The 23,707-nt window shown below is 54.3% G+C and carries 26 protein-coding genes and 1 tRNA gene; 17 read left to right on the top strand and 10 right to left on the bottom strand.

What is annotated here, in order from left to right; genetic code table 11:
• Positions 1–16 precede the first annotated feature (16 nt).
• Both SynROS8604_RS06445 and carB read right to left on the bottom strand, forming a co-directional pair.
• Positions 17–691 carry a DUF3386 domain-containing protein gene (locus SynROS8604_RS06445; RefSeq protein WP_186545561.1) on the bottom strand — a complete coding sequence of 225 codons (675 nt, stop codon included), beginning with the start codon at positions 689–691 and terminating at the stop codon, positions 17–19.
• Between the two features lie 26 nt (positions 692–717).
• On the bottom strand, positions 718–4,041 hold the full coding sequence (gene carB, locus SynROS8604_RS06440) for a carbamoyl-phosphate synthase large subunit (RefSeq protein WP_186545560.1): 3,324 nt from the start codon (positions 4,039–4,041) through the stop codon (positions 718–720).
• Between carB and SynROS8604_RS15765 the strand changes: the two genes are divergently transcribed.
• The 8 genes from SynROS8604_RS15765 (at position 4,040) to SynROS8604_RS06410 (ending at position 8,914) form a co-directional block, all read left to right on the top strand.
• Positions 4,040–4,168, top strand: coding sequence for a hypothetical protein (locus SynROS8604_RS15765; protein ID WP_255445253.1), 129 nt, complete (start codon positions 4,040–4,042; stop codon positions 4,166–4,168). The two genes, carB and SynROS8604_RS15765, sit on opposite strands and share 2 nt — an antisense overlap.
• Positions 4,161–4,796, top strand: coding sequence for a DUF3318 domain-containing protein (locus SynROS8604_RS06435; protein WP_186545559.1), 636 nt, complete (start codon positions 4,161–4,163; stop codon positions 4,794–4,796). Before SynROS8604_RS15765 ends, SynROS8604_RS06435 begins: the two co-directional genes overlap by 8 nt.
• On the top strand, positions 4,789–5,157 hold the full coding sequence (rsfS, locus tag SynROS8604_RS06430; protein ID WP_115071804.1) for a ribosome silencing factor: 369 nt from the start codon (positions 4,789–4,791) through the stop codon (positions 5,155–5,157). The genes SynROS8604_RS06435 and rsfS overlap by 8 nt, the downstream gene beginning before the upstream one ends.
• An 11-nt stretch (positions 5,158–5,168) precedes the next feature.
• Positions 5,169–5,663 carry a CGLD27 family protein gene (locus SynROS8604_RS06425; protein WP_115071803.1) on the top strand — a complete coding sequence of 165 codons (495 nt, stop codon included), beginning with the start codon at positions 5,169–5,171 and terminating at the stop codon, positions 5,661–5,663.
• Positions 5,664–5,696: 33 nt separating this feature from the next.
• A complete protein-coding gene (locus SynROS8604_RS06420; protein ID WP_186545558.1) occupies positions 5,697–6,668 on the top strand; it encodes an asparaginase in 972 nt (323 codons plus the stop codon).
• Between the two features lie 53 nt (positions 6,669–6,721).
• Positions 6,722–6,798, top strand: a tRNA-Met gene (locus tag SynROS8604_RS06415).
• Positions 6,799–7,111: 313 nt separating this feature from the next.
• On the top strand, positions 7,112–7,234 hold the full coding sequence (locus SynROS8604_RS15760; protein ID WP_255445252.1) for a hypothetical protein: 123 nt from the start codon (positions 7,112–7,114) through the stop codon (positions 7,232–7,234).
• A 21-nt stretch (positions 7,235–7,255) separates the two neighbouring features.
• Complete coding sequence (locus SynROS8604_RS06410; protein ID WP_186545557.1) at positions 7,256–8,914, top strand: GMC oxidoreductase; 1,659 nt, start codon at positions 7,256–7,258, stop codon at positions 8,912–8,914.
• On the opposite strand, the gene SynROS8604_RS06405 is transcribed toward SynROS8604_RS06410, so the two are convergent.
• Positions 8,895–9,158 (bottom strand): DUF2811 domain-containing protein, encoded by a 264-nt coding sequence (locus SynROS8604_RS06405; RefSeq protein ID WP_186545556.1) that lies wholly within the window; start codon positions 9,156–9,158, stop codon positions 8,895–8,897. The genes SynROS8604_RS06410 and SynROS8604_RS06405 overlap by 20 nt on opposite strands.
• A 394-nt stretch (positions 9,159–9,552) precedes the next feature.
• On the bottom strand, positions 9,553–10,668 hold the full coding sequence (locus SynROS8604_RS06400; RefSeq protein WP_186545555.1) for a sirohydrochlorin chelatase: 1,116 nt from the start codon (positions 10,666–10,668) through the stop codon (positions 9,553–9,555).
• A 94-nt stretch (positions 10,669–10,762) separates the two neighbouring features.
• On the opposite strand from SynROS8604_RS06400, the gene SynROS8604_RS06395 reads away from it, so the two are divergent.
• Positions 10,763–12,031, top strand: coding sequence for an FAD-binding protein (locus SynROS8604_RS06395; protein ID WP_255445251.1), 1,269 nt, complete (start codon positions 10,763–10,765; stop codon positions 12,029–12,031).
• A gap of 36 nt (positions 12,032–12,067) precedes the next feature.
• Positions 12,068–13,639, top strand: coding sequence for a SulP family inorganic anion transporter (locus SynROS8604_RS06390; protein ID WP_186545554.1), 1,572 nt, complete (start codon positions 12,068–12,070; stop codon positions 13,637–13,639).
• 19 nt (positions 13,640–13,658) lie between these two features.
• On the opposite strand, the gene SynROS8604_RS06385 is transcribed toward SynROS8604_RS06390, so the two are convergent.
• Positions 13,659–13,994, bottom strand: coding sequence for a hypothetical protein (locus SynROS8604_RS06385; RefSeq protein WP_255445250.1), 336 nt, complete (start codon positions 13,992–13,994; stop codon positions 13,659–13,661).
• 98 nt (positions 13,995–14,092) lie between these two features.
• Between SynROS8604_RS06385 and SynROS8604_RS06380 the strand changes: the two genes are divergently transcribed.
• From SynROS8604_RS06380 to SynROS8604_RS06360, 5 genes are read left to right on the top strand one after another with little or no spacing between them, the layout of a single operon-like run.
• Entirely contained in the window at positions 14,093–15,145 is a 1,053-nt protein-coding gene (locus SynROS8604_RS06380) for an amino acid ABC transporter substrate-binding protein (protein WP_186545553.1), read from the top strand.
• On the top strand, positions 15,142–16,041 hold the full coding sequence (locus SynROS8604_RS06375; RefSeq protein WP_186545552.1) for an ABC transporter permease subunit: 900 nt from the start codon (positions 15,142–15,144) through the stop codon (positions 16,039–16,041). The genes SynROS8604_RS06380 and SynROS8604_RS06375 overlap by 4 nt, the downstream gene beginning before the upstream one ends.
• A 25-nt stretch (positions 16,042–16,066) precedes the next feature.
• Complete coding sequence (locus SynROS8604_RS06370; RefSeq protein WP_186545551.1) at positions 16,067–16,570, top strand: HdeD family acid-resistance protein; 504 nt, start codon at positions 16,067–16,069, stop codon at positions 16,568–16,570.
• Positions 16,570–17,598 carry an amino acid ABC transporter permease gene (locus tag SynROS8604_RS06365; RefSeq protein WP_186545550.1) on the top strand — a complete coding sequence of 343 codons (1,029 nt, stop codon included), beginning with the start codon at positions 16,570–16,572 and terminating at the stop codon, positions 17,596–17,598. Before SynROS8604_RS06370 ends, SynROS8604_RS06365 begins: the two co-directional genes overlap by 1 nt.
• A gap of 24 nt (positions 17,599–17,622) precedes the next feature.
• Positions 17,623–18,366: an amino acid ABC transporter ATP-binding protein gene (locus SynROS8604_RS06360; RefSeq protein ID WP_186545549.1), complete on the top strand. Its 744-nt coding sequence runs from the start codon at positions 17,623–17,625 to the stop codon at positions 18,364–18,366.
• Here the strand turns inward: SynROS8604_RS06360 and SynROS8604_RS06355 are convergent.
• Positions 18,351–18,566, bottom strand: a complete 216-nt coding sequence (locus tag SynROS8604_RS06355) for a hypothetical protein (protein ID WP_186545548.1) — start codon at positions 18,564–18,566, stop codon at positions 18,351–18,353. The genes SynROS8604_RS06360 and SynROS8604_RS06355 overlap by 16 nt on opposite strands.
• 210 nt (positions 18,567–18,776) lie before the next feature.
• On the opposite strand from SynROS8604_RS06355, the gene SynROS8604_RS06350 reads away from it, so the two are divergent.
• The gene (locus tag SynROS8604_RS06350) at positions 18,777–19,613 is read left to right on the top strand and encodes an AEC family transporter (protein WP_370586584.1); all 837 of its coding nucleotides are present in this window, start codon (positions 18,777–18,779) and stop codon (positions 19,611–19,613) included.
• Here SynROS8604_RS06350 and SynROS8604_RS06345 read toward each other — a convergent pair.
• Positions 19,555–20,142 carry an alpha-ketoglutarate-dependent dioxygenase AlkB gene (locus tag SynROS8604_RS06345; RefSeq protein WP_186545547.1) on the bottom strand — a complete coding sequence of 196 codons (588 nt, stop codon included), beginning with the start codon at positions 20,140–20,142 and terminating at the stop codon, positions 19,555–19,557. The genes SynROS8604_RS06350 and SynROS8604_RS06345 overlap by 59 nt on opposite strands.
• Positions 20,143–20,227: 85 nt before the next feature.
• On the opposite strand from SynROS8604_RS06345, the gene SynROS8604_RS06340 reads away from it, so the two are divergent.
• Complete coding sequence (locus SynROS8604_RS06340) at positions 20,228–20,542, top strand: hypothetical protein (protein ID WP_115071792.1); 315 nt, start codon at positions 20,228–20,230, stop codon at positions 20,540–20,542.
• A gap of 39 nt (positions 20,543–20,581) precedes the next feature.
• Here the strand turns inward: SynROS8604_RS06340 and SynROS8604_RS06335 are convergent, their stop codons facing one another.
• The 3 genes from SynROS8604_RS06335 to SynROS8604_RS06325 form a co-directional block, all read right to left on the bottom strand.
• The gene (locus SynROS8604_RS06335) at positions 20,582–21,475 is read right to left on the bottom strand and encodes a homoserine O-succinyltransferase (protein WP_006852399.1); all 894 of its coding nucleotides are present in this window, start codon (positions 21,473–21,475) and stop codon (positions 20,582–20,584) included.
• 171 nt (positions 21,476–21,646) lie between these two features.
• Positions 21,647–22,969, bottom strand: coding sequence for an O-acetylhomoserine aminocarboxypropyltransferase/cysteine synthase family protein (locus SynROS8604_RS06330; protein ID WP_186545546.1), 1,323 nt, complete (start codon positions 22,967–22,969; stop codon positions 21,647–21,649).
• Between the two features lie 24 nt (positions 22,970–22,993).
• Positions 22,994–23,698, bottom strand: coding sequence for a hypothetical protein (locus SynROS8604_RS06325; RefSeq protein WP_186545545.1), 705 nt, complete (start codon positions 23,696–23,698; stop codon positions 22,994–22,996).
• Between the last annotated feature and the right edge of the window lie 9 nt (positions 23,699–23,707).

Raw genomic sequence — 23,707 nt, 5'->3', positions numbered from 1 at the left:
CCCAAAGTTTTTCCTTTTACGTCAGAGCGTGCAAGTCCTCGAACAGGAAGGTCTGCTCAGATGCATCCTGACCATCAAAGGACGCTGTCGTCACTCGACGCGATGCAAGGACCCAAGGTCCATTTGCATCTAAGGGAACAAACAGATCCTCAAAGGTGTTAATTCCGCCTTTACTCTTTCCTGTGCTGGGATCAGCGTACTCACTGGTGTAGGTGTGGCTGAGATATCCCATACCCGTATCGGTTGTACTCTTGGTATGAATGGTTACCACCGTTCCGTGAATGTGACGGTGAACCATCGTCACAACATCATCTTTAATACGGTACTTATCGCCCTGACCTTTCCCACCAATGATGATTTCGAGGCCTTCATCGGTGCAATCCCCAGCGGTGAATGTATTCTCTGAATGGGTCTGTTCAAATGTGCGGCGGACGCGATGAATACAAACTTCCCACAATTGCGAGGCGAATGCCTTCTCAACTTCAGCATCAGTGACCCCCTCAACCTTCGCTTTTAAATCAGCACCAACACGGAAAGTCCCTTCAACAGAGCGATCACCTTGTAGCCAAATGCAACGACCTGAATATCCAGCAAATCCTGGATCCCAGGTGTAGCGGTTTTGATAAGCAGCACGAAAAGCGTCCCGGCAATCGCTGCCTGGAGCGATAACTGTCGCGGAGGTCGTGGTCAAGAGATCAACAGCAAGCTTCTAAAACCCTACTGGCCAACAAGCGATGCGTGGACGTCTTGTAGGGCATGAATCACGATTGTTCGAGTTTGCAAGGCTTCAATCGCCTCAACAGCCGCACGCGCACCAGCCAGTGTGGTGAGGGTGGGAACGGAATAGTCGAGAGCGGCCCGGCGCAAATAGCGATCATCGTGAGCAGCTTGACGTCCAATCGGCGTATTGATCACCAACTGCACCCCACCAGAGCGAATCAAGTCTTCGATGTTGGGGCGTCCCTCATGCACTTTGAGGACAGACTCAACCTCCAACCCTTGCTCACGCAAAGCCCTGGAAGTTCCAGACGTGGCAATCAACTTGAAGCCCAATCCAATCAGCTGGCGCGCCACAGGCACCAAATCCGTCTTGTCGCGATCATGCGTGGAAAGAAAGACGGTTCCGGCGGTAGGCAGCGCTTCCCCTGCCGCGAGTTCTGCCTTGGCAAAAGCCATGCCGAAATCAGATGCAGAACCCATCACTTCACCAGTCGAGCGCATCTCGGGACCGAGAAGAGAATCGGCCCCTGGAAAACGCCGGAAGGGAAGCACCGCTTCTTTGACGGTTTGCAAAGGAGGAACGGGCTCCTTCAGCAGACCAACCTGACTCAAGGTTTCACCAGCCATCAGGCGTGTTGCCAGTCGGGCCAAAGGAACACCGGTGGCTTTGGCCACAAAGGGAACCGTTCGAGATGCACGGGGATTGGCTTCGATGATGAACACCTTCTCTTCTCCATCAACAGCACGTTGAACCGCAAATTGCAAATTGATCAATCCTTGAACTTTCAATGTTGTCGCTAACGCCTCACTCCAACGCCGAATAACAGCCAAAGCATCATCACTCAGAGAAATAGAAGGCAAACAACAGGCTGAATCTCCAGAGTGAATTCCTGCCGGTTCGATATGTTCCATCAAGCCTCCAATCACAACGGTACCCTCACGATCGCAAAGGGCATCAACATCAACCTCAACAGCATTTTCTAGATACTGATCAATCAGTACAGGGTGATCTGGCTCTACTTGAACAGCCTCTTTCATATAGCGATTGAGCTCCGTCTCGTCGAAGACAACTTCCATAGCGCGCCCACCTAAGACATAGGAGGGGCGAACCACGACGGGATAGCCAACGTTGCCAGCAATGGATCGCGCTTCAACTTCACTTCGAGCTAGACCATTACGAGGTTGTCGGATATCGAGTTTCCGCAAAATGGCCTCGAACTGTTCTCGATCTTCCGCGAGATCGATAGATTCTGGTGAAGTCCCCCAAATTTGAGTCCCGGTCGACACTCCCTTCGCTGTAGATAACCAATTCAAAAGAGGCAAGGCAAGCTTGAGAGGTGTCTGCCCACCAAATTGAACAATCACTCCACTGGGGCACTCTGCCTCAATCACATTCAGCACATCTTCGAGCGTTAGAGGCTCAAAATAAAGACGGTCGCTGCTGTCGTAATCCGTAGAGACCGTCTCAGGATTGCTGTTTAACATCACCGTCGCAAAACCCTGATCCTGCGCAGAGAAAGAGGCGTGACAGCAACAGTAATCAAATTCAATACCCTGGCCGATGCGATTAGGACCTCCACCCAAAATCATTAGCTTGGGTCTTGTTTCAACGACAACTTCAGTGGAGGGAGCCATGGGTTGAAGTTTTCCATCTGGCTTCAAGCGAAATAGCGGACGCTCATAGGTTGAGTAGTGATAAGGAGTGGATGAGGCAAATTCAGCGGCGCATGTATCCACTGTTTTAAAGACAGGAGTCACGCCCAATTGATCCCTGCGCTCTCGCACATCAAGCTCTTTACTATCAACAAACCAGGCAATTTGACGATCCGAATACCCCAATATTTTAAGTTTTAACAGCGCTGGTTCATCAAGATCTTCGAGCGTACGGTCCTTTAAAAGCTCAGATTCAGCATCAATTAATCGCCTTAACTTTGCAAGAAACCAAGGATCAATATGGCTCAATTCATAAATGTGATCATCCGTCATTCCTGCCAGCATGGCGCTACGCACAGCTAAAATTCGATCGGGAGAAGGTGTTCGTAGCGAGCGTTCAAGATCGGTTTTAGAGCACGAGGGCTCCGGACGATCCCCCCCCCAGCCGGACAGGCCAGTCTCCAGGGATCGCAACGCTTTCTGGAACGACTCTTCGAAACAACGACCGATGGCCATCGCCTCACCAACCGACTTCATCGCGGTTGTCAAAACAGCGGGAGATCCCCGGAACTTTTCAAATGCAAAACGAGGGACTTTCGTCACCACGTAGTCGATGGTCGGCTCAAAACAGGCTGGTGTCTTCCCAGTGATGTCGTTGAGGATCTCATCGAGGGTGTATCCAATCGCCAACCTCGCAGCGATCTTGGCAATCGGAAATCCAGTGGCCTTGCTGGCCAAGGCAGAGGAGCGACTCACCCTTGGATTCATTTCGATCACCACCACTTCGCCATCAGCCGGATTGATGGCGAACTGGATATTGCTTCCACCTGTGGCCACACCGATCTCACGAATGATCGCGATCGATTGATCTCGCAACCTTTGGTATTCCCGATCTGTCAGCGTTTGGGCTGGTGCCACGGTGATCGAGTCACCGGTGTGGACCCCCATGGGATCCAAATTCTCGATGCTGCAAACAATCACGACGTTGTCTGCCAAATCACGCATCACCTCAAGCTCAAATTCCTTCCAGCCGAGAAGAGATTTCTCAATCAGAATTTGAGAGACAGGACTGGCATCCAGGCCCGTCTTGCAAATGGCACTGAACTCCTCGGGGTTATAGGCAATCCCGCCGCCACTTCCACCGAGCGTGAAGGCGGGTCGAATGATGCGTGGATAGCTGCCAATCGAGGCACCAACCGATTCAGCCTCGTCCAAATTGGACGCGATTCCTGACGGGCAAACGTGAACGCCAATGCGCTCCATCGCCTGCTTGAACAGTTGACGGTCTTCTGCTTTTTGAATGGCTTTGAGATCAGCACCGATCAGCTCAACGCCAAACCGCTCCAGCGTTCCATTTTCGGCAAGAGCAACCGCCAGATTGAGAGCGGTCTGCCCTCCCATGGTTGGAAGCAAAGCATCGGGCCGCTCCTGTTCAATCACACGAGTAACAACGTCTGGCGTGAGCGGCTCGACGTACGTTCGATCCGCCATTTCCGGATCCGTCATGATCGACGCCGGATTCGAGTTGATCAGGATGACCTCAAATCCCTCTGCCCTCAGGGCTTTACAAGCCTGAGTTCCTGAATAGTCAAACTCGCAGGCCTGTCCGATCACAATCGGTCCGGAACCCAACAGGAGGATGCGACGAAGATCGTTCCGCCGGGGCATGGGCCTTCAATACAGCCAAACCAGCCAATACTCCCATGTGGAGCCCTTGAAAGATTTCACCAGCAACCTTTCGGGTCGGTTGGTCGCTAGCGTTGGGGCTAAGGAGAGTTTGATTCACCATGAGTGAGCTCCAGCGACTGAAAGGGTTGCTGCCACCAGAGATGCAGAGCTGGGTGTTCGTGGAAGCTGCTGCTGCTGTGGAACCTGCTCTGATCACGCTTGAAGAGATCGGCAGAGATGAGGTCGAGATTCAGGTGGATCTCGACCAATGGGACAGCTTCGCTCTCGATCACAGAAACCTGCTGTTTTGGCACGAAGTCGGTCGCATCCAAAACGACACCATCCCCAGAGATGGATGGGAAATGGCTGCTCTGGCTATTGGCCTGGGCGGCGCGATTGGTGAGCTTTGGGTCCAGGACGGCCTGCTGTTGTTCATGGCCCTTGGCTTGTCCGGGTTTGCCGGCTATCGCCTGTATCTCAAAAACAATGCCGAGAAGCGTCTTCGTGATGCGATCGCGGCAGATGAGCGGGCGATTGATCTGGCTTGCCGCTTTGGCTACAGCGTTCCGAACTCATACAAAAGCTTGGGTGGGGCCCTCAAAGAGTTAGTGGAGCAGACACGCAAAAAGAAAAAGCGGAGTTTTTACGAAGATCGGCTGGAAGCCCTCCGCAAAAGTGCAGGCAAAGCAAGAGCTGAAATGGCTCAGCAACAAGGCTCCAATCAATCCGTTACCAGCGAGAACGTTTATGGATAGTGAACAACTCGCTGAGCTTGCAGCCGAGGCTTGCGATGACCGCAAGGGTGTGGATATCCAGCTGATTCGGGTCGAAGAGGTCTCAAGCCTGGCCGATTGGTTAGTGATTGCAGGCGGTCAGAGTGACGTTCAGGTCAAGGCCATGGCTCGATCGGTTGAAGACCGCCTGGAAGAGGAAGCGCAACGACTCCCCCTACGCAAGGAAGGGCTGAATGAAGGTCGCTGGGCCCTGCTGGATTACGGCGAGTTGATTGTTCACATCCTGCAATCGCAGGAACGCAGTTATTACGACCTAGAAGCGTTCTGGAGTCACGGTGAACGCCGTCCCCATCTAGCGTCCGAGACATCCGTAGGCCTCTGACACCTGTTCATATGGCCGCGACAATCTCCTGCCCTGTTCCCCCGGACCAACGTCCCCAGGAAGAGTTTTCCCAGCTCAGCCAATCATGGTTTTTTGCCTGGCCGCGTCATCGACAAATCGATCTAGACAAAGCTTTGGTTTTGAGTTGGCTTCTGATCGTTCCTCTCACCGTGTTGATCGCGAGCGGTAGTTGGAGCTTGAGACACGATCCGGTTCGCCTCGTGCTGGCAGGTGCTGTTTCGGGGCTGGTTTTACCGATGTTGTTATTGGTGCGCCAATGGCTGGGTTGGAGCTATGTCCACAAGCGTCTTCTTTCTGAACGCGTGGAATACGAAGAATCCGGTTGGTATGACGGACAAGTTTGGGAAAAACCCTTGTCATGGCGCGAACGTGATCTGCTGCTTGCCCAACATGAAGTTCGCCCCATCCTTGGACGGCTAGGCAGAGCCATGGCCACAACCACAGGGCTGATTCTTGGTGGAGCCAGCCTCTGTACGGCGCTCTAATTTCGCTGACATTTTCTTGCTGAGATCTCCTCTATGACCCTTTCTTCTGGCTACGGCAGATCGTCCAGAAACTCCAGCTGTCCTGCTTTTGAGGTCGTGCTGAAACGAGGTTCCTCGGTGGAATCCATCCATCGCGTCCATGCCGTCGTCTGTGATGCAAAAGGCAGAATCCTGATGAAGGCCGGACGGGCTGATCACGAAACCTTCGTGAGATCAGCACTCAAGCCCTTCCAGGCCTTGCCTGCCCTCAGCAGTGGCGCCTCCGGAAGCTATGACTTTGGCGATCGCGGCTTGGCGATCAGTTGTTCCTCCCATGCCGGGACTGCTGAACATGCCAGGGAAGCGTTCCGACTGCTTTGGAACGCCCAACTAGAGCCGGACGCTCTCCACTGTCCAATTCCAACTTGGGGTCACAGTCCACTGGAGCATAATTGCTCTGGAAAACATGCGGCATTCCTTGCCACATCACGAAAAATGGGGTGGCCCCTCGAGAGCTATCTCCAAGGTGATCATCCACTGCAGCAAGAAATCAATCGGCGCGTGGGGGAAATCCTTGGACTCCCGCCGCAGGAACTCGTGGCTGAGCGCGATGACTGTGGTGCGCCCACCCTGCTCCTACAGCTGTCCCAGATCGCCTTGCTCTATGCCCATCTCGGCGCTTCAACCCATGCAGAGCTAGAGCAAATCAGCAGAGCGATGCTCGCCCACCCCAAGCTTGTGGCCGGAGAGGGTCGCTTCGACACAGAGCTCATGTCCCGCTCACATCAGCAGGTGATTAGCAAGGGGGGCGCCGAAGGCGTTCAGTGCTTGAGCAGAACGGGAGATGGCCTGGGAGTTGCGATCAAGGTGGAAGATGGCTCTCGTCGTGCCAAACAGGCGGTCGCGCTGCATCTCCTGCGACAACTTGATTGGATCACTCAGGGGAGCCTGGACGAACTAGAGGACAAGATGTTGATCATCGGCCCAGGCCTGCGGCTCGAAGTGAAAGGAGAACTCCGCGCGTGAACGCTCACAATCGCTAGGGCTGCGAACCCCAAGTTGTATAGTTTTGGGGTCAACGCGGGGTAGAGCAGTCTGGTAGCTCGTCGGGCTCATAACCCGAAGGTCGGGAGTTCAAATCTCCCCCCCGCCACCAATTCCAAAGGCCCCTCTTTATGAGGGGTTTTTTAATGCTTGACACGTCAATCCCATCCATGTTCGAAGAATCATTCATTCTTGGACTTCAGACCCAGCAACGTGTTCTCACACTTAAACCATTGATTGACAAGTAGAGAGTCACCCTCGAATGGGCGCGCGCAACACAAAACCTCACTTCTAATAAAACAAATATGTCAAAAACTTTATCCTAAAAACTCATACCGCATTAAGCCGATCAACGAAACATCAAGACTGTCCAAAGCAAGGCTTAATAGATCGATTCTTACTTCAAAAAGCAATTAATATCAGGAATGAAGTCTGAGTGGAACTTCAATGATTGGATCAAGACATCCCCATCCCAACGACTGATCAAGGCACTCAGTCTCTGCCAGGTCACTCAGCTGATCGAATCCGCTGGCGAAGAGGGACACTAAGAACAGGTCATCGCTTGAGCTGTGCCGCTGAAACCCTTCGAAGCCATCGTGATCGGTTCAGGTGCAACCGGAGGCGTAGCCGCCCAAACGCTCGCTGAAGCAGGGGTCCGTGTCCTGGTGGTGGAAACAGGACCCGACCTCAGCGCTCAAGAGGCCTTGGGGAGCGAACCCAGCAACAGCATGAGACGGGTTCGCGGCCTTCTCAGCGGAAAGCATCGGCTTCAGGCCCAGCACCCCGGCTACTGGAAACACAATCCACTGCTCTATGCCGATGAGCAGCGCTATCCGTATTCCACACCAAACGATCAACCTTTTCTCTGGACTCAAGGACGCCAGGTTGGAGGCAGAAGTTTGACCTGGGGTGGAATCACCCTTCGACTCTCAGACCTGGAATTTAAAGCTGCAGAGCGTGATGGCCACGGGTCCTCCTGGCCGATTTCCCATCAAGACCTTGATCCGCATTATTCCGCTTTGGAACGGCAATTTGCTGTTCATGGCAACAGAGATGGACTAGCGCAGCTCCCAGATGGTTGCACCACCGCTCCCCTGAGCTTCACCCCAGAGGAAGAACAGCTGGCGAGGGACCTCCAAGACTCGACTGACATCAAGATGATTCACTCCCGTGGGTTTTCAGCACATCAACCGTCCGCAGAGTGTCCATGGCCCCCATCAAGCAGTCCGGGAAGCAGTCTCAGCGCAGCCCTCTCCACTGGACGCGTGGAAGTGCTGTCAGGGCACCTGGCAGAACGCCTACTGATGAACGGCGATCAAAGTCGTGCCCGCGGAGTCGTTGTGATCGATCAACGCAACGGTGAGCGCATGGCTTTGGAGGCAGCTTTGGTGGTTCTCTGCGCTTCCACCATTGCCTCGCTGCGATTTCTATTGCTCTCAGAGGGCTCAGCACCAGAAGGAGGCTTTCAGGATCCCTCAGCCAGCCTGGGGCGTCACTTGATGGATCACGTCTCAACCTGCCGCTTCTTTGCCGTTCCAAGCAGGAGTGGGCGTCAACCTCTCCAAGACCAAGACCCCACCAGCCAATTGTCGGGGGCTGGAAGTTTTTTCCTTCCCTTTGGGAGTCTTCCACCACAACGCGACGGGCTTCTCCCATTTTCAAGAGGGTATGGACTTTGGGGCGCAATCAATCGCTTTGATCCGCCTTGGTGGTTAAAAAGGAATCCCGAATGTCGCTTGGGTTTTCTGATTGGTCACGGGGAAGTGCTCCCGTCTGCTCAAAACCGGGTCACCTTGTCGGAATCAGTCGATCGCTGGGGCGTTCCCATCCCGCATATCAGCTGCCGATGGGGAGCAAACGAAACAGCGATGGTGGCTCACATGCACAAAATGATGGCTGAGGCCATTGCTCTTGGGGGAGGAGAGATTCAACCGCTTACCAATCTTGTCAAGATGCCGCTTATCGAACCTGTTGTCAGCAACATGGAGGCCATGAAGGCAGGCGCTCCTCCGCCTGGATACTACGTGCATGAGCTGGGTGGAGCTCCGATGGGCAGCGATGAGAACAACAGCGTTGTGGATGCCTGGAATCGCCTCTGGCGCTGTCCAAACGTATTGGTCGTTGACGGCTCCTGTTGGCCCTCTTCAGCGTGGCAAAGTCCAACGTTGACGATGATGGCCCTTACGAGGAGAGCTTGTTTGCAGGTGCTCAGACCTCAGAGCGCGTAAACAGATCATCGAGGTAGCGCTCTGTAACAGCTCGATCTGTACAACCATTTTGTACTAAAAATTGAGCAATTGCTGAACTAAGCAGACGATATTGATCCCAGCGAGGATTTAGTCCAATGAAATCCTTCATTCCGCGATAAAGAACCTCGGGGATTTCAGCTTCCATGCTCACCGATGAAATTCCTAGGTCGTTGATTGATTCAGCGACGGTGGTTTCGCAATGTTCAAGGTGATATCGATCCATGAAATGGGGGCAATCCTTGGTAGGGCTCGTTCCTAAGGAATACACATGAAGGGGGCAAGCGTCAAAGACGAAGACATTGAGGGGATGAGAGAAAAACCCAGGCGAGATTCATTGCGCCCCAGTGGATCTCGAAGACCAAGCCGTGATAATTTTGAACCGAGTACTGACACTGCAGAAGCTGTCAAGTTCAATTGAAGCCAAGTTTGGAAAACCACAGACTCTCAGCAATGAGCCTGGATCCCGCACAAAGACCGTGGAAAACGAGGCCGATTCTGTGGAAAAAGAAGGAGTAATCAGCTTGATCTTTGATTGATCAGCCTCGCTTATATGGGCAAGTCTCTTTGGACTTACGCGGGACAGATTCCTTGAGAAAGCGAGTGACAAAGTGCGTTCTTCATGATTCAGGGGCATCTGTCTTTGAATCCACACGGCGAGCACGAAGGGTGCTCGGGCCTAAGGGATGTTCCGCATGCGGATAGGGGTGATGTCCATGGTCGTGGTCGTGAGCATGTATGTGGTCTCCATGCGTGGGAGACGGATGCCCACCCCCCAGCGGAATAGGCACACCATCGGGCTGACAGGCACCGGTGCACTCGCGCTCGCATAGATCGCAGCCATCGGTCAGGCCCTCCACATGGTGATGGTGGCTGGCCTGGGCTAGGCCCACCTCTGTCTCAAAGCCGAGCACCTGTGCTCTGTATTTACAGAGCGAGCAATTCATCGCTGTTTCACCACCGAGCACCTCATCCACCCGCTCCACAAACGTGTCTTGGACCCTTGAATGGTCTCCGAGGTAGGAGGCATGCAGAAATTCCACCTCGGGATGATCGTTGGCGACGCGTTCACTGTGCTGGCGAATCCTGGTCACAAGAACACCAGAAAACAGGAAATAGGGGAAGACGATGATGCGCTTAAACCCAAGGCGCACCACATGTCGCAGACCTGGCTCCACCAGCGGGAACGTCACGCCTGAATAGACGGTTTCTCCCCAGCCGAAGCCAAAACCTTCCACAAGCATCCGCGCAACCTTGGCGACATTGGAATTGGCATCGGGATCCGATGACCCGCGTCCAACAACCACCAACATGGTTTCGGACAAAGGAACGCTTGGATTAGCGTCCAAGGCTTCTTGGATCCGAGCGCCTGCGGCTGCAATCATCAATCGATCAACACCCAGTTCTCTGCCGTAATCGATCTCCAAACCCGTTTCAGCGCTGTAGGTGTTCAGCACAGACGGGATGTCGTTTTTGGCGTGGCCTGCTGCAAACAACATGGCCGGAATGGCCAAAACCCGCTCCACCCCTTGCTCTCTTAAGCGATCCAAACCATCCCCAAGGATTGGATTGGCAAATTCCAAAAACCCATGTTCAACAGGAATCGGGCTCAGGCGCCGGCGAAGACCGAGCGCGAGACGTTCAAATTCCTCAACCGCTAAGCGATTCCTACTGCCATGACCACATATTAAAACGCCGTAAGGCGATGGTTGCGGCGCACTCGGATCTGAACTCACTCGGTTCGTTCCACTCCCACGACACTATCCTCGGCATTGTTGAATCGCGCTTGTTGGTCTTGCCTCGACCACCGGTTCGCATGGGAGCCAAAACGTGACCAAGCATGCTGCGCTTTGGAATCCATTGGCCAACGATTCACACCCAGCAGGGTGGATCTCGTCTGATGCAATCACGCTTTCCAATCTGATTCGCCAAGGGATCCAGCCAAGCCCGTTGATGGTTTGTTCAGGGGGCACAAGCAGTCGCTGTGCTGCCGATGGACTCTGGACTCTGGACTTAAGAGCGCGCCATCGCCAGATGGTGATCAGCGAAGCAGGCGATGAGGTGGAGATTGGGGCAGGACTGTCTATGGCCGAGGTTTTAGAAGGTCTGCAAACCAGGGGGCGCTCGATCCCCGTTGGCCTCTCCACCGTTCCAGGATGCGGCTTTGTTTTAACGGGTGGCATCAGTCCCCTAAGCCGATCCCAGGGCCTAGCCATGGATCACATCGTGGGGCTGCGAGGCGTTTGGGGAAACGGCGACTGCTTCGAGCTGTCAGCCCCGGTGAGTCCCCATGAAGAGCAGCAGCAATGGAGAGGCCTGCTCGGTGCCGCTCCATTCCTAGCCATTGTCACGGCGATCCGGTTGCGTACGCAGGAGCTCACACCGCTCGTCATTTGGCGGAGCATTGGCAGCGCTCAGCAGCTTTCCATTGCGATGGAGGTGGCAGAACAGTGGAACCACAGCGCCAGCTTGCAGTGGACCTGGAACGAAAGAATTGAGCTGTTCATTGTTTGCTTTGCGAACGACGCTGCCGCGATAAAAGCGGTGGAGTCGCTGAAAACACGGCTTGGCCACTGCCCCGAATCCAGCATGACGATGGTGCCCGGCCAACACGCCCAGCCCCCCTTTGGATCGTTGGCGAGATCCACGGACCTCCAAGGGCGCATCCACACCGAAATCGTCAGCAAGCTCGGGCCAGCCTGGGGCCAACGCTGGCCGGCACTCATGGCAGAACTGGAGCAACTCATGCGCAGGCGTCCTCACCCCGGATGCCAAATCAGTGCCCAACAACTTGGTGGGAAGAGTTCTCAGGTTCCCGTTTCACGCACCTCCTTCCTTCATCGCGATGCGATCTGGAAACCATGGTGTACAGCCGCTTGGTCCGCAGGTGATACCAAGGGGCGAGACCGAGCACTGGAGTGGTTATGGCAGACCAACAACCTTGTCTCTGACTACTGCCCAGGTGCTCACCTCGCTCAGATCCATCCCCACCTGTCGTGCCACAAGGCGGAACTCCATGACGCGTTTCAAGACTGGCTTCCAGGCCTCAATCAATTGAAAACACATCACGATCCCCACGGGTTGCTGCCACCTCTCTGAGATACGGTCCCTGAATAGAAAGTGGCACTGACGCCCATGGCTTCCTCTCCCGCAATGGGACTTCAGAACTGGTTCAGCAATCCGAGACGGGATGTTCTCTCAGGCCTGGTCGTGGCCTTCGCCATGATTCCAGAAGCGATCGCCTTCTCTGGGATCGCAGGCGTGGATCCCAGAGTTGGATTGTTTGGAGCCTTTTGCCTCTCCATAACAATTGCCTTCGTCGGTGGACGAACGGCGATGATTACCTCCGCCACGGGATCGACAGCCCTGTTGATGACCGGATTGGTCGCGACAGGAAATGCGCGGGGGGAAGGCCTGGGCCTGGCCTATTTGATGGCGGCAGGAATTCTCACCGGAGTCTTCCAAATTCTCTGGGGATATTTACGCCTGGCTTATCAGATGCGATTCGTGCCTCTGGGTGTCTTAAGCGGATTTGTGAATGCTCTTGCTTTATTGATCTTTCAGGCTCAACTTCCTCAATTGGGAATCAACCTTCACTTTGGAGAAGCCGGCCATGACCATGCCATGCAGGCCCTCAGTGGAAGTCAAATTCCCGTTGTCTGGGCCCTCGTTTTGCTTGGTCTTGTCATTATTTATGGCCTACCCCGCATCACACGCGTGCTGCCTTCCCAACTAGTAGCGATCATTGTAATTACAGCCATCAGCATGGGGCTGAATCTGGACATTCCCAAGGTCATGAACCTTGGAGAGCTTCCGAATGGCCTTCCTATTTTTAACCTTCCCTTTGGCGATGTAAGCAATCAACGGGTTCCTTTCAGTCTTGAAACGTTTGGGATTGTCTTGCCAACAGCACTTTCAATTTCGCTGGTTGGCCTCATGGAAACATTCCTAACCCAAGACATTCTTGACGAGAGAACTGACTCTAATTCAAATAAAAATACGGAAGCAAAAGGCCAGGGAATTGCAAACATCGTGTCCTCCTTGTTCGGCGGAATGGCTGGCTGCGCTTTGGTCGGCCAGTCCGTCATGAACATCGACAACGGTGGACGTACACGTCTCTCCACCCTGTCGTCGGGGATCAGCCTCTTAGCGATGATTTTGCTTGCCAGCACTTGGCTGAAGCAGATCCCCATGGCCGCGCTGGTCGCAGTCATGATTGGAATCGCCGTGAGCACAGCCGACGTGGCTGGGCTGCGCAATATTCGCAATATCCCCAAAAGTGACACGGCCGTGATGCTGATGACGTTCGCGGTCACCATGCTCACCACGCCCCACAACCTTGCTCTAGGTGTATTGGCAGGCGTGGCCCTTGCAGGCATTTTATTCAGCCGCAAAGTCGCAAAAGTGATTCGCGTTGAAGCGATCAAAATCACTGAAGACGAAAGTCGCTATGTAGTCAGTGGACAATTGTTCTTTGTAAGCAAGATTTATTTCCTACAAGGATTTGACGTACACGATCATCCAGCCAGAATCACCATTGACATGAGCCAGGCACATATTTGGGATCAAAGCGGCGTTGGAGCACTCAACCAACTCATTCGCAAGCTCAGACTTGGCGGATCGGTCGTGAATGTGGAGGGGTTAAACAAAGAGAGTTTGAATCTGTTTGAAAAGATTGGAAGTCAACCTGAGGGCAGTCATGGTTGAGCGTGAATCAGCTTGAGCACTATTTCTTGTTGTAGAGGAGTGCCAAACAAGCCGTCAAGTCATTGCGCATGCCTTCGAGACGATTCCTGATCTCAACATCATTCGGATTCAATTCGACATAGCGAACGGTCACATCGTTACCGATGCTCATGATCAGACAAAGGGTTTGCAAATCATTCGTTTCAACAGCCCTGATTCGAGCCCCCTCAAGCATTACTTTTAAGAGGGACATCTTATTGTAATAAGCCTGTTGATCAGTTTCCTTCCAGGCCATCACTGGAGGAACCATGCCAAATAAAATCAGTGCCGAAAACAGGGCCGATCCCACAAAGGTTCGCATCATCGAGCTGTTCACGAACACGTGTGAAAACTAAACCAGTTCTTTGGATTGACAAGATCGTTCCCCTTGATGAACGAGCTCTGACACACTTGATCCCTACCAGAGACAATCAGATGAGAGTCCGTCTTCTTGCACTGCCGCTGGTTTCTCTCCTATTTGTTTTGAATGGATGCGCCACTCTCGGAGAAGGCGGTGCTTCAAGACTTGATCTGATCAAACGGAGAACAGAACTTCGCTGTGGAGTCAGCGGCAAAATTCCCGGTTTTAGTTTTCTACAAAGGGATGGATCCTTTGCAGGACTGGATGTAGACATCTGCCGAGCCTTTGCTGCGGCCTTTACTGGAAGCCCAGATCAGGTGCAGTACAGGTCTCTGACCGCTCCCGAACGATTCACTGCGCTCCGAACTGGAGAAATTGATCTGCTATCGCGCAACACCACGTTCAACCTCAGCAGAGATGCTGCGGGAGGAAACGGCGTCAGCTTCGCTCCCGTTGTGTTCCACGACGGGCAGGGGCTCTTGGTCAAGCGCAACAGTGGAATCACCAAGCTCAGCAACCTCAAGGGCAAAACCATCTGCGTGGGCTCAGGCACGACAACCGAGCAAAACCTCAACGATGCCTTTCAGGCCAGAGGGATCGACTACAAACCGGTCAAGTATCAGGATCTCAATCAAGTGATCGCCGGCTACCTCCAAGGTCGCTGCAGCGCCATGACCTCCGATCGCTCTCAGCTCGCTGCGGCCCGATCCGGCTTTAACAACCCCGAGCAACACGTCATTCTCCCTGAAGTCTTGAGCAAAGAGCCCCTCGCTCCACTGGCAGCAGGTGGTGATCAGCGACTCACCGACGCCATGCGCTGGGTGATCTATGCATTGATCGCCGCGGAAGAATTAGGCATTAACCAACAAAATATTGGAGACAAAGTTGAAGAAGCCAAACGCCGACCTGAACTCACTCAACTGAGGCGCTTTCTTGGCATAGAAGGTGATTTAGGTCAAAAGCTAGGTTTAAACAACGATTTCATTGTCAAAGTGATCCAAGCAGTAGGAAATTACGGTGAAATCTATGATCGACATCTCGGCCCTAAAAGCGCCGTGCCGATCCCTAGAGGCCTCAATCATTTGCACAGCAATGGAGGTGTGCTGACCTCACCCCCGTTCCAATGAATCGTTCGAAACGCTGGTGGTGGCAGGTCATCATCGTGCTTGGGCTCCTCACGGTGATGGGGATTCTGATTAACAACCTCGCCGTCAATTTGATAAGAACGGGCCTAGGGCTCAGTTTTGATTGGTTGTGGCGACCCGCAGGGTTCGCGCTCAGTGAGCACCCGCTTCCTTATCAACCTTCAGAAAGCACAGCCTGGGCCCTGTTGATGGGATGGTTGAACAGCTTGCGCGTGATCGTTGCAGGGATTGTGTTGGCCACCCTGCTTGGGGTCACCACCGGTGCTGCTCGCCGCAGTCTCAATCCCTTGTTGAGACAGTTAGCAGCTCTCTATGTGGGATTGATTCGTCAGATCCCTCTTCTCTTGCAGCTTCTGTTCTGGTACTTCGTTGCCTTCCTGGGACTTCCTTCCGAGCCATGGGCCCCCCTTGGAGCAGTCATTCACCTGTCGAATCAGGGGATCAGCTTGCTCGGAGTCACGCTCAGTGTGGAGTTTGCAGCCGTCCTGCTCGGACTCAGCGTGTTTACGGGAGCGTCGATTGCGGAGGTGGTTCGCGGTGGTCTCGATTCCGTGCCACGAGGTCAGTGGGAGGCCTTCCGCAGTCTTGGTATGACGGAGGGCCTGGGCTTACGCCGCATCGTCCTTCCCCAGGCCCTTCCTGCAATCCTTCCTGCCCTGAGCAGTCAATATTTGAATCTGGCTAAAAACAGTACCTTGGCGATTGCCGTTGGCTACGCCGATCTCTATGCGGTGAGTGACACAACCATCACCCAAACAGGACGCGCAATCGAGGGATTTTTGCTGCTTTTACTGAGTTTTCTGCTCCTGAACTTGCTGATCAATGGGGGCATGCAGCTGCTGAACCGAGCTGTTTTAAAGGGCCAGCACCATCATTAAACTGAACCTGCAGCAGTCCGCTTTTATGAATACTCGCCGTATCGCCGCAGCCCTTTTAATTGTGGCGTCCATCGCAGCCATTTTGCTGCCCTTTGCATCAGCAACCCTTCTCACCATTGGATTAGGGGGAATTGTGTTCGTGGCTGGGCTGAATCAACTACTTCGGATTGGAGATATTCCAAACAATCAAGGGAAACTCTTTAAAGGTTTGTCAGGCCTGCTTTATATCGGCGGTGCTGTCTTCATTCTGATCGACCCAATCGACAGTGAAATCAGTCTCACGCTGTTTGCAGGTGTCCTCTTGCTTGTGGAAGGGGTGATGGAATTGGCAACAGGTGCCAGTACGAATGCACCCGCACGCGGGCTTGTGGTGGTGGATGGAATCGTGACGGCCGTCCTCGGATTGCTGCTGGTGATCGAATGGCCTTCTGACAGCCTGTGGGCTTTGGGGACCATCTTTGGAGTCTCTCTTTTCCTGTCAGCCTTGAACTTGCTCAAGCCCACAGATGCTCCATCAGCCGCCAGCTAATGGCGAGCCGATTCAAGCCTCGGCAGCGGCGTTATCAACGTTGGCGCCAAAAACCGATTGAGGCCGCATTCAGCCTTTTCATCCTCGGGTTGATTGCTTGGGCTCTCTGGTCAACCGGATCCTGGCTGATCACTGGGGCTGATTGGCGGGTTGTGACTCACAACATTCCGCTGTATGCCTTTGGCAGCTATCCCGCTGATCAACGCTGGCGGCCTTTGCTATGGATGGTCCTCATTCTGATCTTGACGATCACCACGCTGGGCAGTGATCGCTTACCTCCAGCTCTGAAACGCCTCCAGCCTCTCTTGCCATGGGCATGGATCCTGATGGTGCCCACCGGAGTTGTCCTGCTGGCCGGAACCGCCAACCTTCAAGCCGTGCCATCTCGCGCCTGGGGCGGGCTCACACTCACATTGCTGCTGACAACAGCGAGTGGGGCGTTAGCCCTGCCCATGGGTGTCGCGCTTGCGATCGGCAGAACATCCCATTTGGGTTTGGTGGCGATGCTCTGCCGCCTCTACATCGACCTCATGCGTGCCGTCCCTCTCATTGCGGTGTTGTTCTTTGGGCAATTGCTTCTACCGCTCTTCCTCCCGGTTGAAATCGAAATCAACCGAGTCTTGAGAGCGGTGATGGCGTTTGCACTGTTTGCCGCGGCCTATGTCGCTGAGGATGTGCGCGGAGGACTGCAGTCCATCCCGCCCACCCAAGGGGAAGCGGCCGCGGCCCTCGGTCTCAATACGTCCCTCACGATGAGACTGATCATTCTTCCCCAGGCACTGAAAATTGCTGTTCCGGCCTTAACCAACCAAGCGATCGGGTTGCTGCAAAACACCAGCTTAATGGCCATTCTTGGATTGATCGAGCTACTAGGAATTAGCAGAAGCTTGCTTGCAAACCCTGAATACATCGGCCGTCATCTTGAGGTTTATGTCTGGCTCGCCGGTGTCTATTGGCTGCTCTGTTCAGGGATGGCCCTTTTGGCAAAGCGAATTGAACGTCAAGGCCTCTTATCGACTGGCTCCTAAGACCGCTCGTACTTCCAAAACACCATGTCCATTGCCATCCAAGCGCAGTCCGTCAGCAAGTCCTATTCCGACGATCATCGAGCCCTTGATGAGGTCAATCTCAGCGTCAACCTTGGTGAAGTTCTTGTGGTCATGGGGCCCTCTGGTTCAGGAAAAAGCACCTTGATCCGCACGTTCAATGGGTTGGAAAGCATTGATGAAGGTCAGCTGGAAATCGTAGGCATTCAGCTGGATTCCAACCATGACGAACGACAGATCAAACGAATCCGGCGCCGGGTTGGAATGGTGTTTCAACAGTTCAATTTGTTTCCCCATCTCTCCATCCTCGATAACATCACCTTGGCGCCAATCCGTGTCAAAAAGACGTATAAAAAAGAGGCGGAACTTAGGGCCATGGCGCTGTTGAGCCAAATGGGGATTGCTGATCAGGCCATGAAACGCCCCGCCCAGCTCAGTGGCGGGCAGCAACAACGGGTCGCCATCGCCAGAGCTTTGGCGATGGATCCAGAGGTGATGCTCTTTGACGAACCCACCAGTGCTCTCGATCCAGAACGCGTCAAAGAAGTTCTCGATGCCATGCGCACGCTGGCCTCAGCAGGAATGACCATGGTGGTCGTCACCCATGAGCTGGGATTTGCCCGTGAGGTCGCTGACCGGGTGCTGTTTATGGACGCGGGAAAAGTGGTTGAACTTTCCGACGCCAAGACATTTTTTAGTCATGCCAAAGAAGAGCGCAGCAGGCGCTTTCTCAATCAAATGACCAACTGACAACGGCCATCCAACTGGTGCAGAGCCCGCTCAGCTGCCACAAGCTCCCTTTCGGTCTGCAGCCAGCTTTCATTGTCAACGGGGAGGCTGTTGATTTGCTCAGCCAAACGCTCTTGCAAGCGCTCACGTTGAGCTTGCAAGGCCTCACTGAGCCGAACAACTCTCTGGGGGATGGAACAGAAAGGAGCCGAAACAGCCACTGAGCACCGGTCGTAGGACAGCTGAGACTTTGGCACATCATCGCGAATGTTCCTAGTCTTTACCGAGATCTGGCAGACACCGCGATTGATCGCCTCCTGGTTGAACTCATTCCAGGCCTTCTGAGTGGATATCTGCTTGGACGCTTCAAACCGGGGTGGATCAAACCGCTAGCGACGCCACTCGTGCGCTACGGCGTTCCCATCAGCCTGATGGGCTTGCTCTTGAAGGGTGGATTGAATAGCTCCCTGGTGAGCACGGCCGCCATCGCCGCGGCCGCCATCATGGTCATGCTGCTGATGCTGAACAGTTGGCGTGAAGGCGGCAATCAGCGACTATCACCCACGCTTCAACTGGGAAGTTGCGTCGGCAACACGGCTTATTTCGGGATTCCGGTCGCCCTGGCCTTACTCCCCCCGGAGGCCCTATCGATCAGCATCGGCTACGACTTGGGCGCAACCCTGCTTTGTTGGGGGCTCGGACCCATCTGGCTCGCAGGAGCCAGGCCGGAAGCTCATCTTTACCGTTGGCGTGAGTTAGTCAACCACCTCAGTTCGAGTCCAGCATCACGAGGACTCCTGGGAGCCTTGGTTGTGATGGCAACGCCATGGCAAGCAACGATTACGACCGCACTCTGGATGCCTTCAAGGGTGGTCATCGTGCTGGCCTTGATCGTTGTGGGCATGCGACTCGCAGGCCTTGCAGAGGAGAGGTCAGCAGCAACGCATCCTGAGCAGAGAGACCCTGAGCAAACACAGCGCCCTCCCGCCAACCTGTTGAATGCTGCGCTGGTCTGCAAGCTTTTGCTCTTTCCTGCCTTTCTGTTTGGACTCAGCTTGATCCTTCCCATCAGCTCTATCGCGCGTCAGGCCCTTGTCTTGCAGGCTGCAGCCCCAACGGCCATTTCCGTGCTTCTGATCGCAGAAACCGAACAGGCAGACAGCACGGCAGCAGCACAGCTCATTTGGCGCAGCACCCTGATCGCAGGGATCACAATTCCGATTTGGGCTTGGCTGCTGAAGACGATGGCAGAAAGACTCGGAACGTGAGGTTCAACCGTGCCGTGCGGACCCTCCTGCGAACCGGAAGGCCATGCATCCACAAGCGTTGACACTCAGGCTCCATCACCAGCAGATCCCCGTCCGCAAGCGCTAGTTCCTCTCGGCACTGGCTCTGGCGATGACGAAACTGAAAAGCCCTGGTGGCACCAAACGAAAGGGAGGCGATTGGATAGTTGGCATCAATCTCCGGTTCATCATCAGCATGCCAACCCATGCGGTCGTCTCCATCCCGATAGAGATTGAACAGGCATCCATTGAATGGAGCCGAACAACTCTCATTCACCTTCTCAAGCAAAGGCGTAAACCAGTCGGGCCATCCCTGGCCTCGATGCGTCACACCGCTATAGCGATACGACACTGAAGCGTCCGCAAGGAAAGCCGCCAATCGCGGCACAGGATGGACCTTGCCGTAAACCCGAACTTGGGGCTGCTCCCAGACGATCTGTTCCTGACACAGTCCAAACCAGTAAGCCGAAGCCTGCGGTTCAAGCCAGCCAACACGATGGTTCCAGCTCATCGATCGAGGGTCTTGCCAACAACAAACCAGTAACGAGCCATAACAGAGACGAAAACTTCGAGCGAACTACCCATACATTCTTTCCATGGCAGCTCGTATCACGGAATCGGAGTTTCTCAAACGGGCGCATGAGCGCTTCGGTGAACACTTTGATTATTCAGAGATCAAATACCGCAGCTACAAGAGTCCGGTCAAAATTCGTTGCAACGACCATCCGGTGCAACTGATCAACATCACGCCTGAGAAACATCTGCAAACCACAGGGGGCTGTCGGCACTGCCTCAGAGAAAGACGGATTGCCGCCTTGGAGCGGGAGCTCAATCGCGATGCTGCTCAGCGGCCGACCGAAACCCCAGCTCCAATCAAAACAGCCGCAAAAAAGGGAGCCCTGTCCTCCTAGCGGGCACGCCCTCTCCTGCTAGAGGGGGCGCCGTTCTGGTTAGGACTGCAGACTCACACGGTGGTAGCAGAACCACAACCACTGCTGGAAGAGCAAATTGCGATGGGAACGCCAGAGCGTTCTCGGGTGATCCGCGTCAAAGTTTTCAGGCGGTGGAACATCACCACGGGCGCGATCGCGCTCCATTTCCCCTTGCAGCCTCCCGACGTTGTATTCGGGATGGCCAAGATGCATGAGCTGACGCTGATCTGGCGTCTCAAAAATGGTGTACCCCACCTTCTCTCCATGGGCTAAAAGCCTCAGTCGCCCCTGGCGTTGCGCCGATTCCATCGCCGCATCCGGCAAACCCGCATGACGGCTTTGGGGACAGAGAAATTGATCATCCTGCGTTCCCATGAGCGGATGACCAGGCACAAGACTGCGCATCGGAAACACCCCAAACAATTTCCGATCGAACGTCACCTTGTTCACTCCAGCGAGATAGGCCAGAGCAAACCCAGCCCAACAGAGGCCCAGAGTGCTGGCACAAGAGTGACGAGCTTCCTTAATCAGCTCAACCAATTCTGGCCAATAGGTGACGTCCTCAAATGCCAGGTGTTCCACTGGAGCACCGGTAATGATTAATCCATCCAATGGGCGCTGGGACTGAGCCTCCTCCCAACTCACATAATGCTGGTTGAGATGGGCCTGGTCCCAACTTCGGTAGGCATGCGATTGAAGACGAATCCAAATCGGTTCAATCTGAAGAACCGAAAGGCCCAGAGGATGCAAAAGGTTGAATTCGTACTGCTTCCCTAGGGGCATGATGTTGAGAATGCCAATGCGCAGGGGCCGGATGTCCTGACGCTCGGCTTGTTCAGGTTCAATCCAAGAGATCCGGTTCCGTTCAACAGCGGTGATCTTGTGATAGTTCCTAGGAAGTATGAGTGCCATCAGCTCAGATCCCTTCCACTGACTGAGTTTGATCCATCATGTATTCAATGACGAGCGGCCTTTCTATGCATGGTGTGGTCTTTTCAAGGTAGCCACAGCCCATCTCCATGACTGCACGGAGAATCGATCACCTGGGCCTTGGGCTCCAAGTGACCGACCACCTCTCCCTACTCAGCTCGCCAGCGCCTGCTCAAAATCAGCCTTGATGTCATCGATATGTTCCAAACCGACAGACACGCGCACCATGGTGGGAGTCACACCAGCTGAAGCTTGTTCATCAGCACTGAGCTGCTGATGGGTCGTGGAGGCTGGGTGAATCACCAGCGTCTTGGAGTCGCCCACATTGGCGAGATGGCTGGCCAACTTGAGACTGTCGATGAAACGCACCGCATCGTCGTAGCCACCCTTTAAGGAGAACATCAGCATGCAGCCCATCCCACGGTTGGTGAGATAGCGCTTGGCACTTGCGTGATAAGGGTCGTTGGACAATCCGGGATAGCTCACATGAGCAACACTGGAATGCTCCTGCAACCAGGACGCAAGAGCCATCGCATTTTGCGCATGTCTCTCCACGCGCAAGCTCAGGGTTTCAAGGCCTTGCAGCAACAAAAAGCTGTTGAAGGGACTGATGGCCGGTCCCCAATCGCGGAGACATTCCACCCTTGCTCTGAGCGCAAAGGCGATGTTGCGTTCATCGGGTAACCCCAGCATTTTGCAGATGTCACTCCCGAAACCAAAGGCATCCCAGTGCACAAGGCCGTGATACGCGGCGCTCGGCTGACTCATCAACGGGAACTTGCCATTGCCCCAGTTGAAGGTGCCGGCATCCACAATCACTCCACCAAGGCTGGTGCCGTGACCACCAATCCATTTCGTCGCACTCTCCACCACCACATCAGCGCCATGCTCAATCGGTCGAATCAAGGCTCCCGCCGCTCCGAGGGTGTTGTCGACAATCAGAGGAATGCCCCGTTCCTTCGCGAGTGCAGAGAGGCCAGCGAAGTCGGGAATGTTGAAGCGGGGGTTGCCCATCGCTTCCACATAGATCGCCTTGGTGTTGTCATCAATCTGCGCCGCAAAGCTGGCGACATCGTCGCCATCAGCAAACTTGACCTGGATTCCTAGGCGCGGAAATTGCACCTTGAATTGGTTGTAGGTGCCGCCGTACAGAAAGGACGTGGAAACAAAGTTGTCTCCTGCCTGCATGCAGTTTGTGATCGCCAAAAACTGAGCTGACTGCCCCGAGGCGGTGGCGACAGCCGCCACCCCACCTTCCAAAGCAGCAACGCGCTTTTCAAAGACATCCGTCGTGGGATTCATCAACCGGGTGTAGATGTTCCCGAATTCCTTCAACCCAAACAAGTTGGCGCCGTGCTCAGCGTTGTTGAACACGTAGGAGCTGGTCTGGTAGATCGGGACCGCCCGAGAGTTTGTCGTGGGGTCAGGGACCTGACCAGCATGCAACTGAAGGGTCTCGAAACGTTGTGATGTCAAGGCCGAAATACGGATAACTTCGTTCTAGCTCGCAACTTCCATTGCAGGGTTCCAATTGTCGTCAGGTGCCGGTTTTTCAGTCTCAGCAAGGGATGGAAGCGTGTCACGCATCAGAGGGCCAAAGCGACTGCGCACTTCTGATCGGAAGGAGCTTGCTGCTTCAGCACTGAGCACTGGATAGGGCTGGTCACCCTCCTGCTCGCGCAAATGACGCCACTTGCTGTTCTCTTGCGCCTTGAGTTCCTTTAAGGCAGCCATGAAGTCGTAATTCTTGGTCTGACCATCTGCAGCGGCGAGAGGACCAGCCTGGGCCGCGAGTTCTTCCCGGACCGCATCAAATGCTTTGGCCTTAATCGTGTCGGGAAGCCCAAGAACTGGCAGGTAGTAATCGAGCAAACGTCTCTCCTCCTCCAGCAAGATCGGCCAAGCACCACGGGATCCTTCGGGTAAGGCATACCCGGCTTCAGCCGTATCCATCGCCTCTAGATGGAAACAGAGCCAGCGGTAATAGGACTTTTCGTTGATCGCCTTTTTCGCTGCAGCCTTGCCCGAAACAATCGCTGGGAGTGCGGCTTCAGCCTTACGCAGGAACAAACGATCCTCACGTTCGAGGTTCATCGCTCCCCAACGCTGGCGATAGTCCCATAGCTCGGCGTATCGGGCCACTTCGTCCGTGGACCAGCCAAGGGTCTTGAGCTCATCGGCTCGATGCGTCAGTTCCTTCGCCAAAGAGCTCAG

Origin of the sequence: Synechococcus sp. ROS8604 (assembly GCF_014279655.1) — a bacterium.
Classification (GTDB): domain Bacteria; phylum Cyanobacteriota; class Cyanobacteriia; order PCC-6307; family Cyanobiaceae; genus Synechococcus_C.
This window is presented reverse-complemented; position numbering and strand designations above follow the sequence as displayed.

Coding starts and splice junctions, on each gene's coding strand:
- SynROS8604_RS06375 (WP_186545552.1), top strand. CDS start 15,142: ATGAATCGTTCGAAACGCTGGTGGTGGCAGGTCATCATCGTGCTTGGG.
- SynROS8604_RS06420 (WP_186545558.1), top strand. CDS start 5,697: ATGACCCTTTCTTCTGGCTACGGCAGATCGTCCAGAAACTCCAGCTGT.
- SynROS8604_RS06370 (WP_186545551.1), top strand. CDS start 16,067: ATGAATACTCGCCGTATCGCCGCAGCCCTTTTAATTGTGGCGTCCATC.
- SynROS8604_RS06365 (WP_186545550.1), top strand. CDS start 16,570: ATGGCGAGCCGATTCAAGCCTCGGCAGCGGCGTTATCAACGTTGGCGC.
- SynROS8604_RS15760 (WP_255445252.1), top strand. CDS start 7,112: ATGAAGTCTGAGTGGAACTTCAATGATTGGATCAAGACATCCCCATCC.
- SynROS8604_RS06340 (WP_115071792.1), top strand. CDS start 20,228: ATGGCAGCTCGTATCACGGAATCGGAGTTTCTCAAACGGGCGCATGAG.
- SynROS8604_RS06380 (WP_186545553.1), top strand. CDS start 14,093: ATGAGAGTCCGTCTTCTTGCACTGCCGCTGGTTTCTCTCCTATTTGTT.
- SynROS8604_RS06350 (WP_370586584.1), top strand. CDS start 18,777: ATGGGCTTGCTCTTGAAGGGTGGATTGAATAGCTCCCTGGTGAGCACG.
- carB (WP_186545560.1), bottom strand. CDS start 4,041: ATGCCCCGGCGGAACGATCTTCGTCGCATCCTCCTGTTGGGTTCCGGA.
- SynROS8604_RS06335 (WP_006852399.1), bottom strand. CDS start 21,475: ATGGCACTCATACTTCCTAGGAACTATCACAAGATCACCGCTGTTGAA.
- SynROS8604_RS06435 (WP_186545559.1), top strand. CDS start 4,161: ATGAGTGAGCTCCAGCGACTGAAAGGGTTGCTGCCACCAGAGATGCAG.
- SynROS8604_RS06390 (WP_186545554.1), top strand. CDS start 12,068: ATGGCTTCCTCTCCCGCAATGGGACTTCAGAACTGGTTCAGCAATCCG.
- SynROS8604_RS06360 (WP_186545549.1), top strand. CDS start 17,623: ATGTCCATTGCCATCCAAGCGCAGTCCGTCAGCAAGTCCTATTCCGAC.
- SynROS8604_RS06345 (WP_186545547.1), bottom strand. CDS start 20,142: ATGAGCTGGAACCATCGTGTTGGCTGGCTTGAACCGCAGGCTTCGGCT.
- SynROS8604_RS06405 (WP_186545556.1), bottom strand. CDS start 9,158: ATGGATCGATATCACCTTGAACATTGCGAAACCACCGTCGCTGAATCA.
- SynROS8604_RS06425 (WP_115071803.1), top strand. CDS start 5,169: ATGGCCGCGACAATCTCCTGCCCTGTTCCCCCGGACCAACGTCCCCAG.
- rsfS (WP_115071804.1), top strand. CDS start 4,789: ATGGATAGTGAACAACTCGCTGAGCTTGCAGCCGAGGCTTGCGATGAC.
- SynROS8604_RS15765 (WP_255445253.1), top strand. CDS start 4,040: ATGGGCCTTCAATACAGCCAAACCAGCCAATACTCCCATGTGGAGCCC.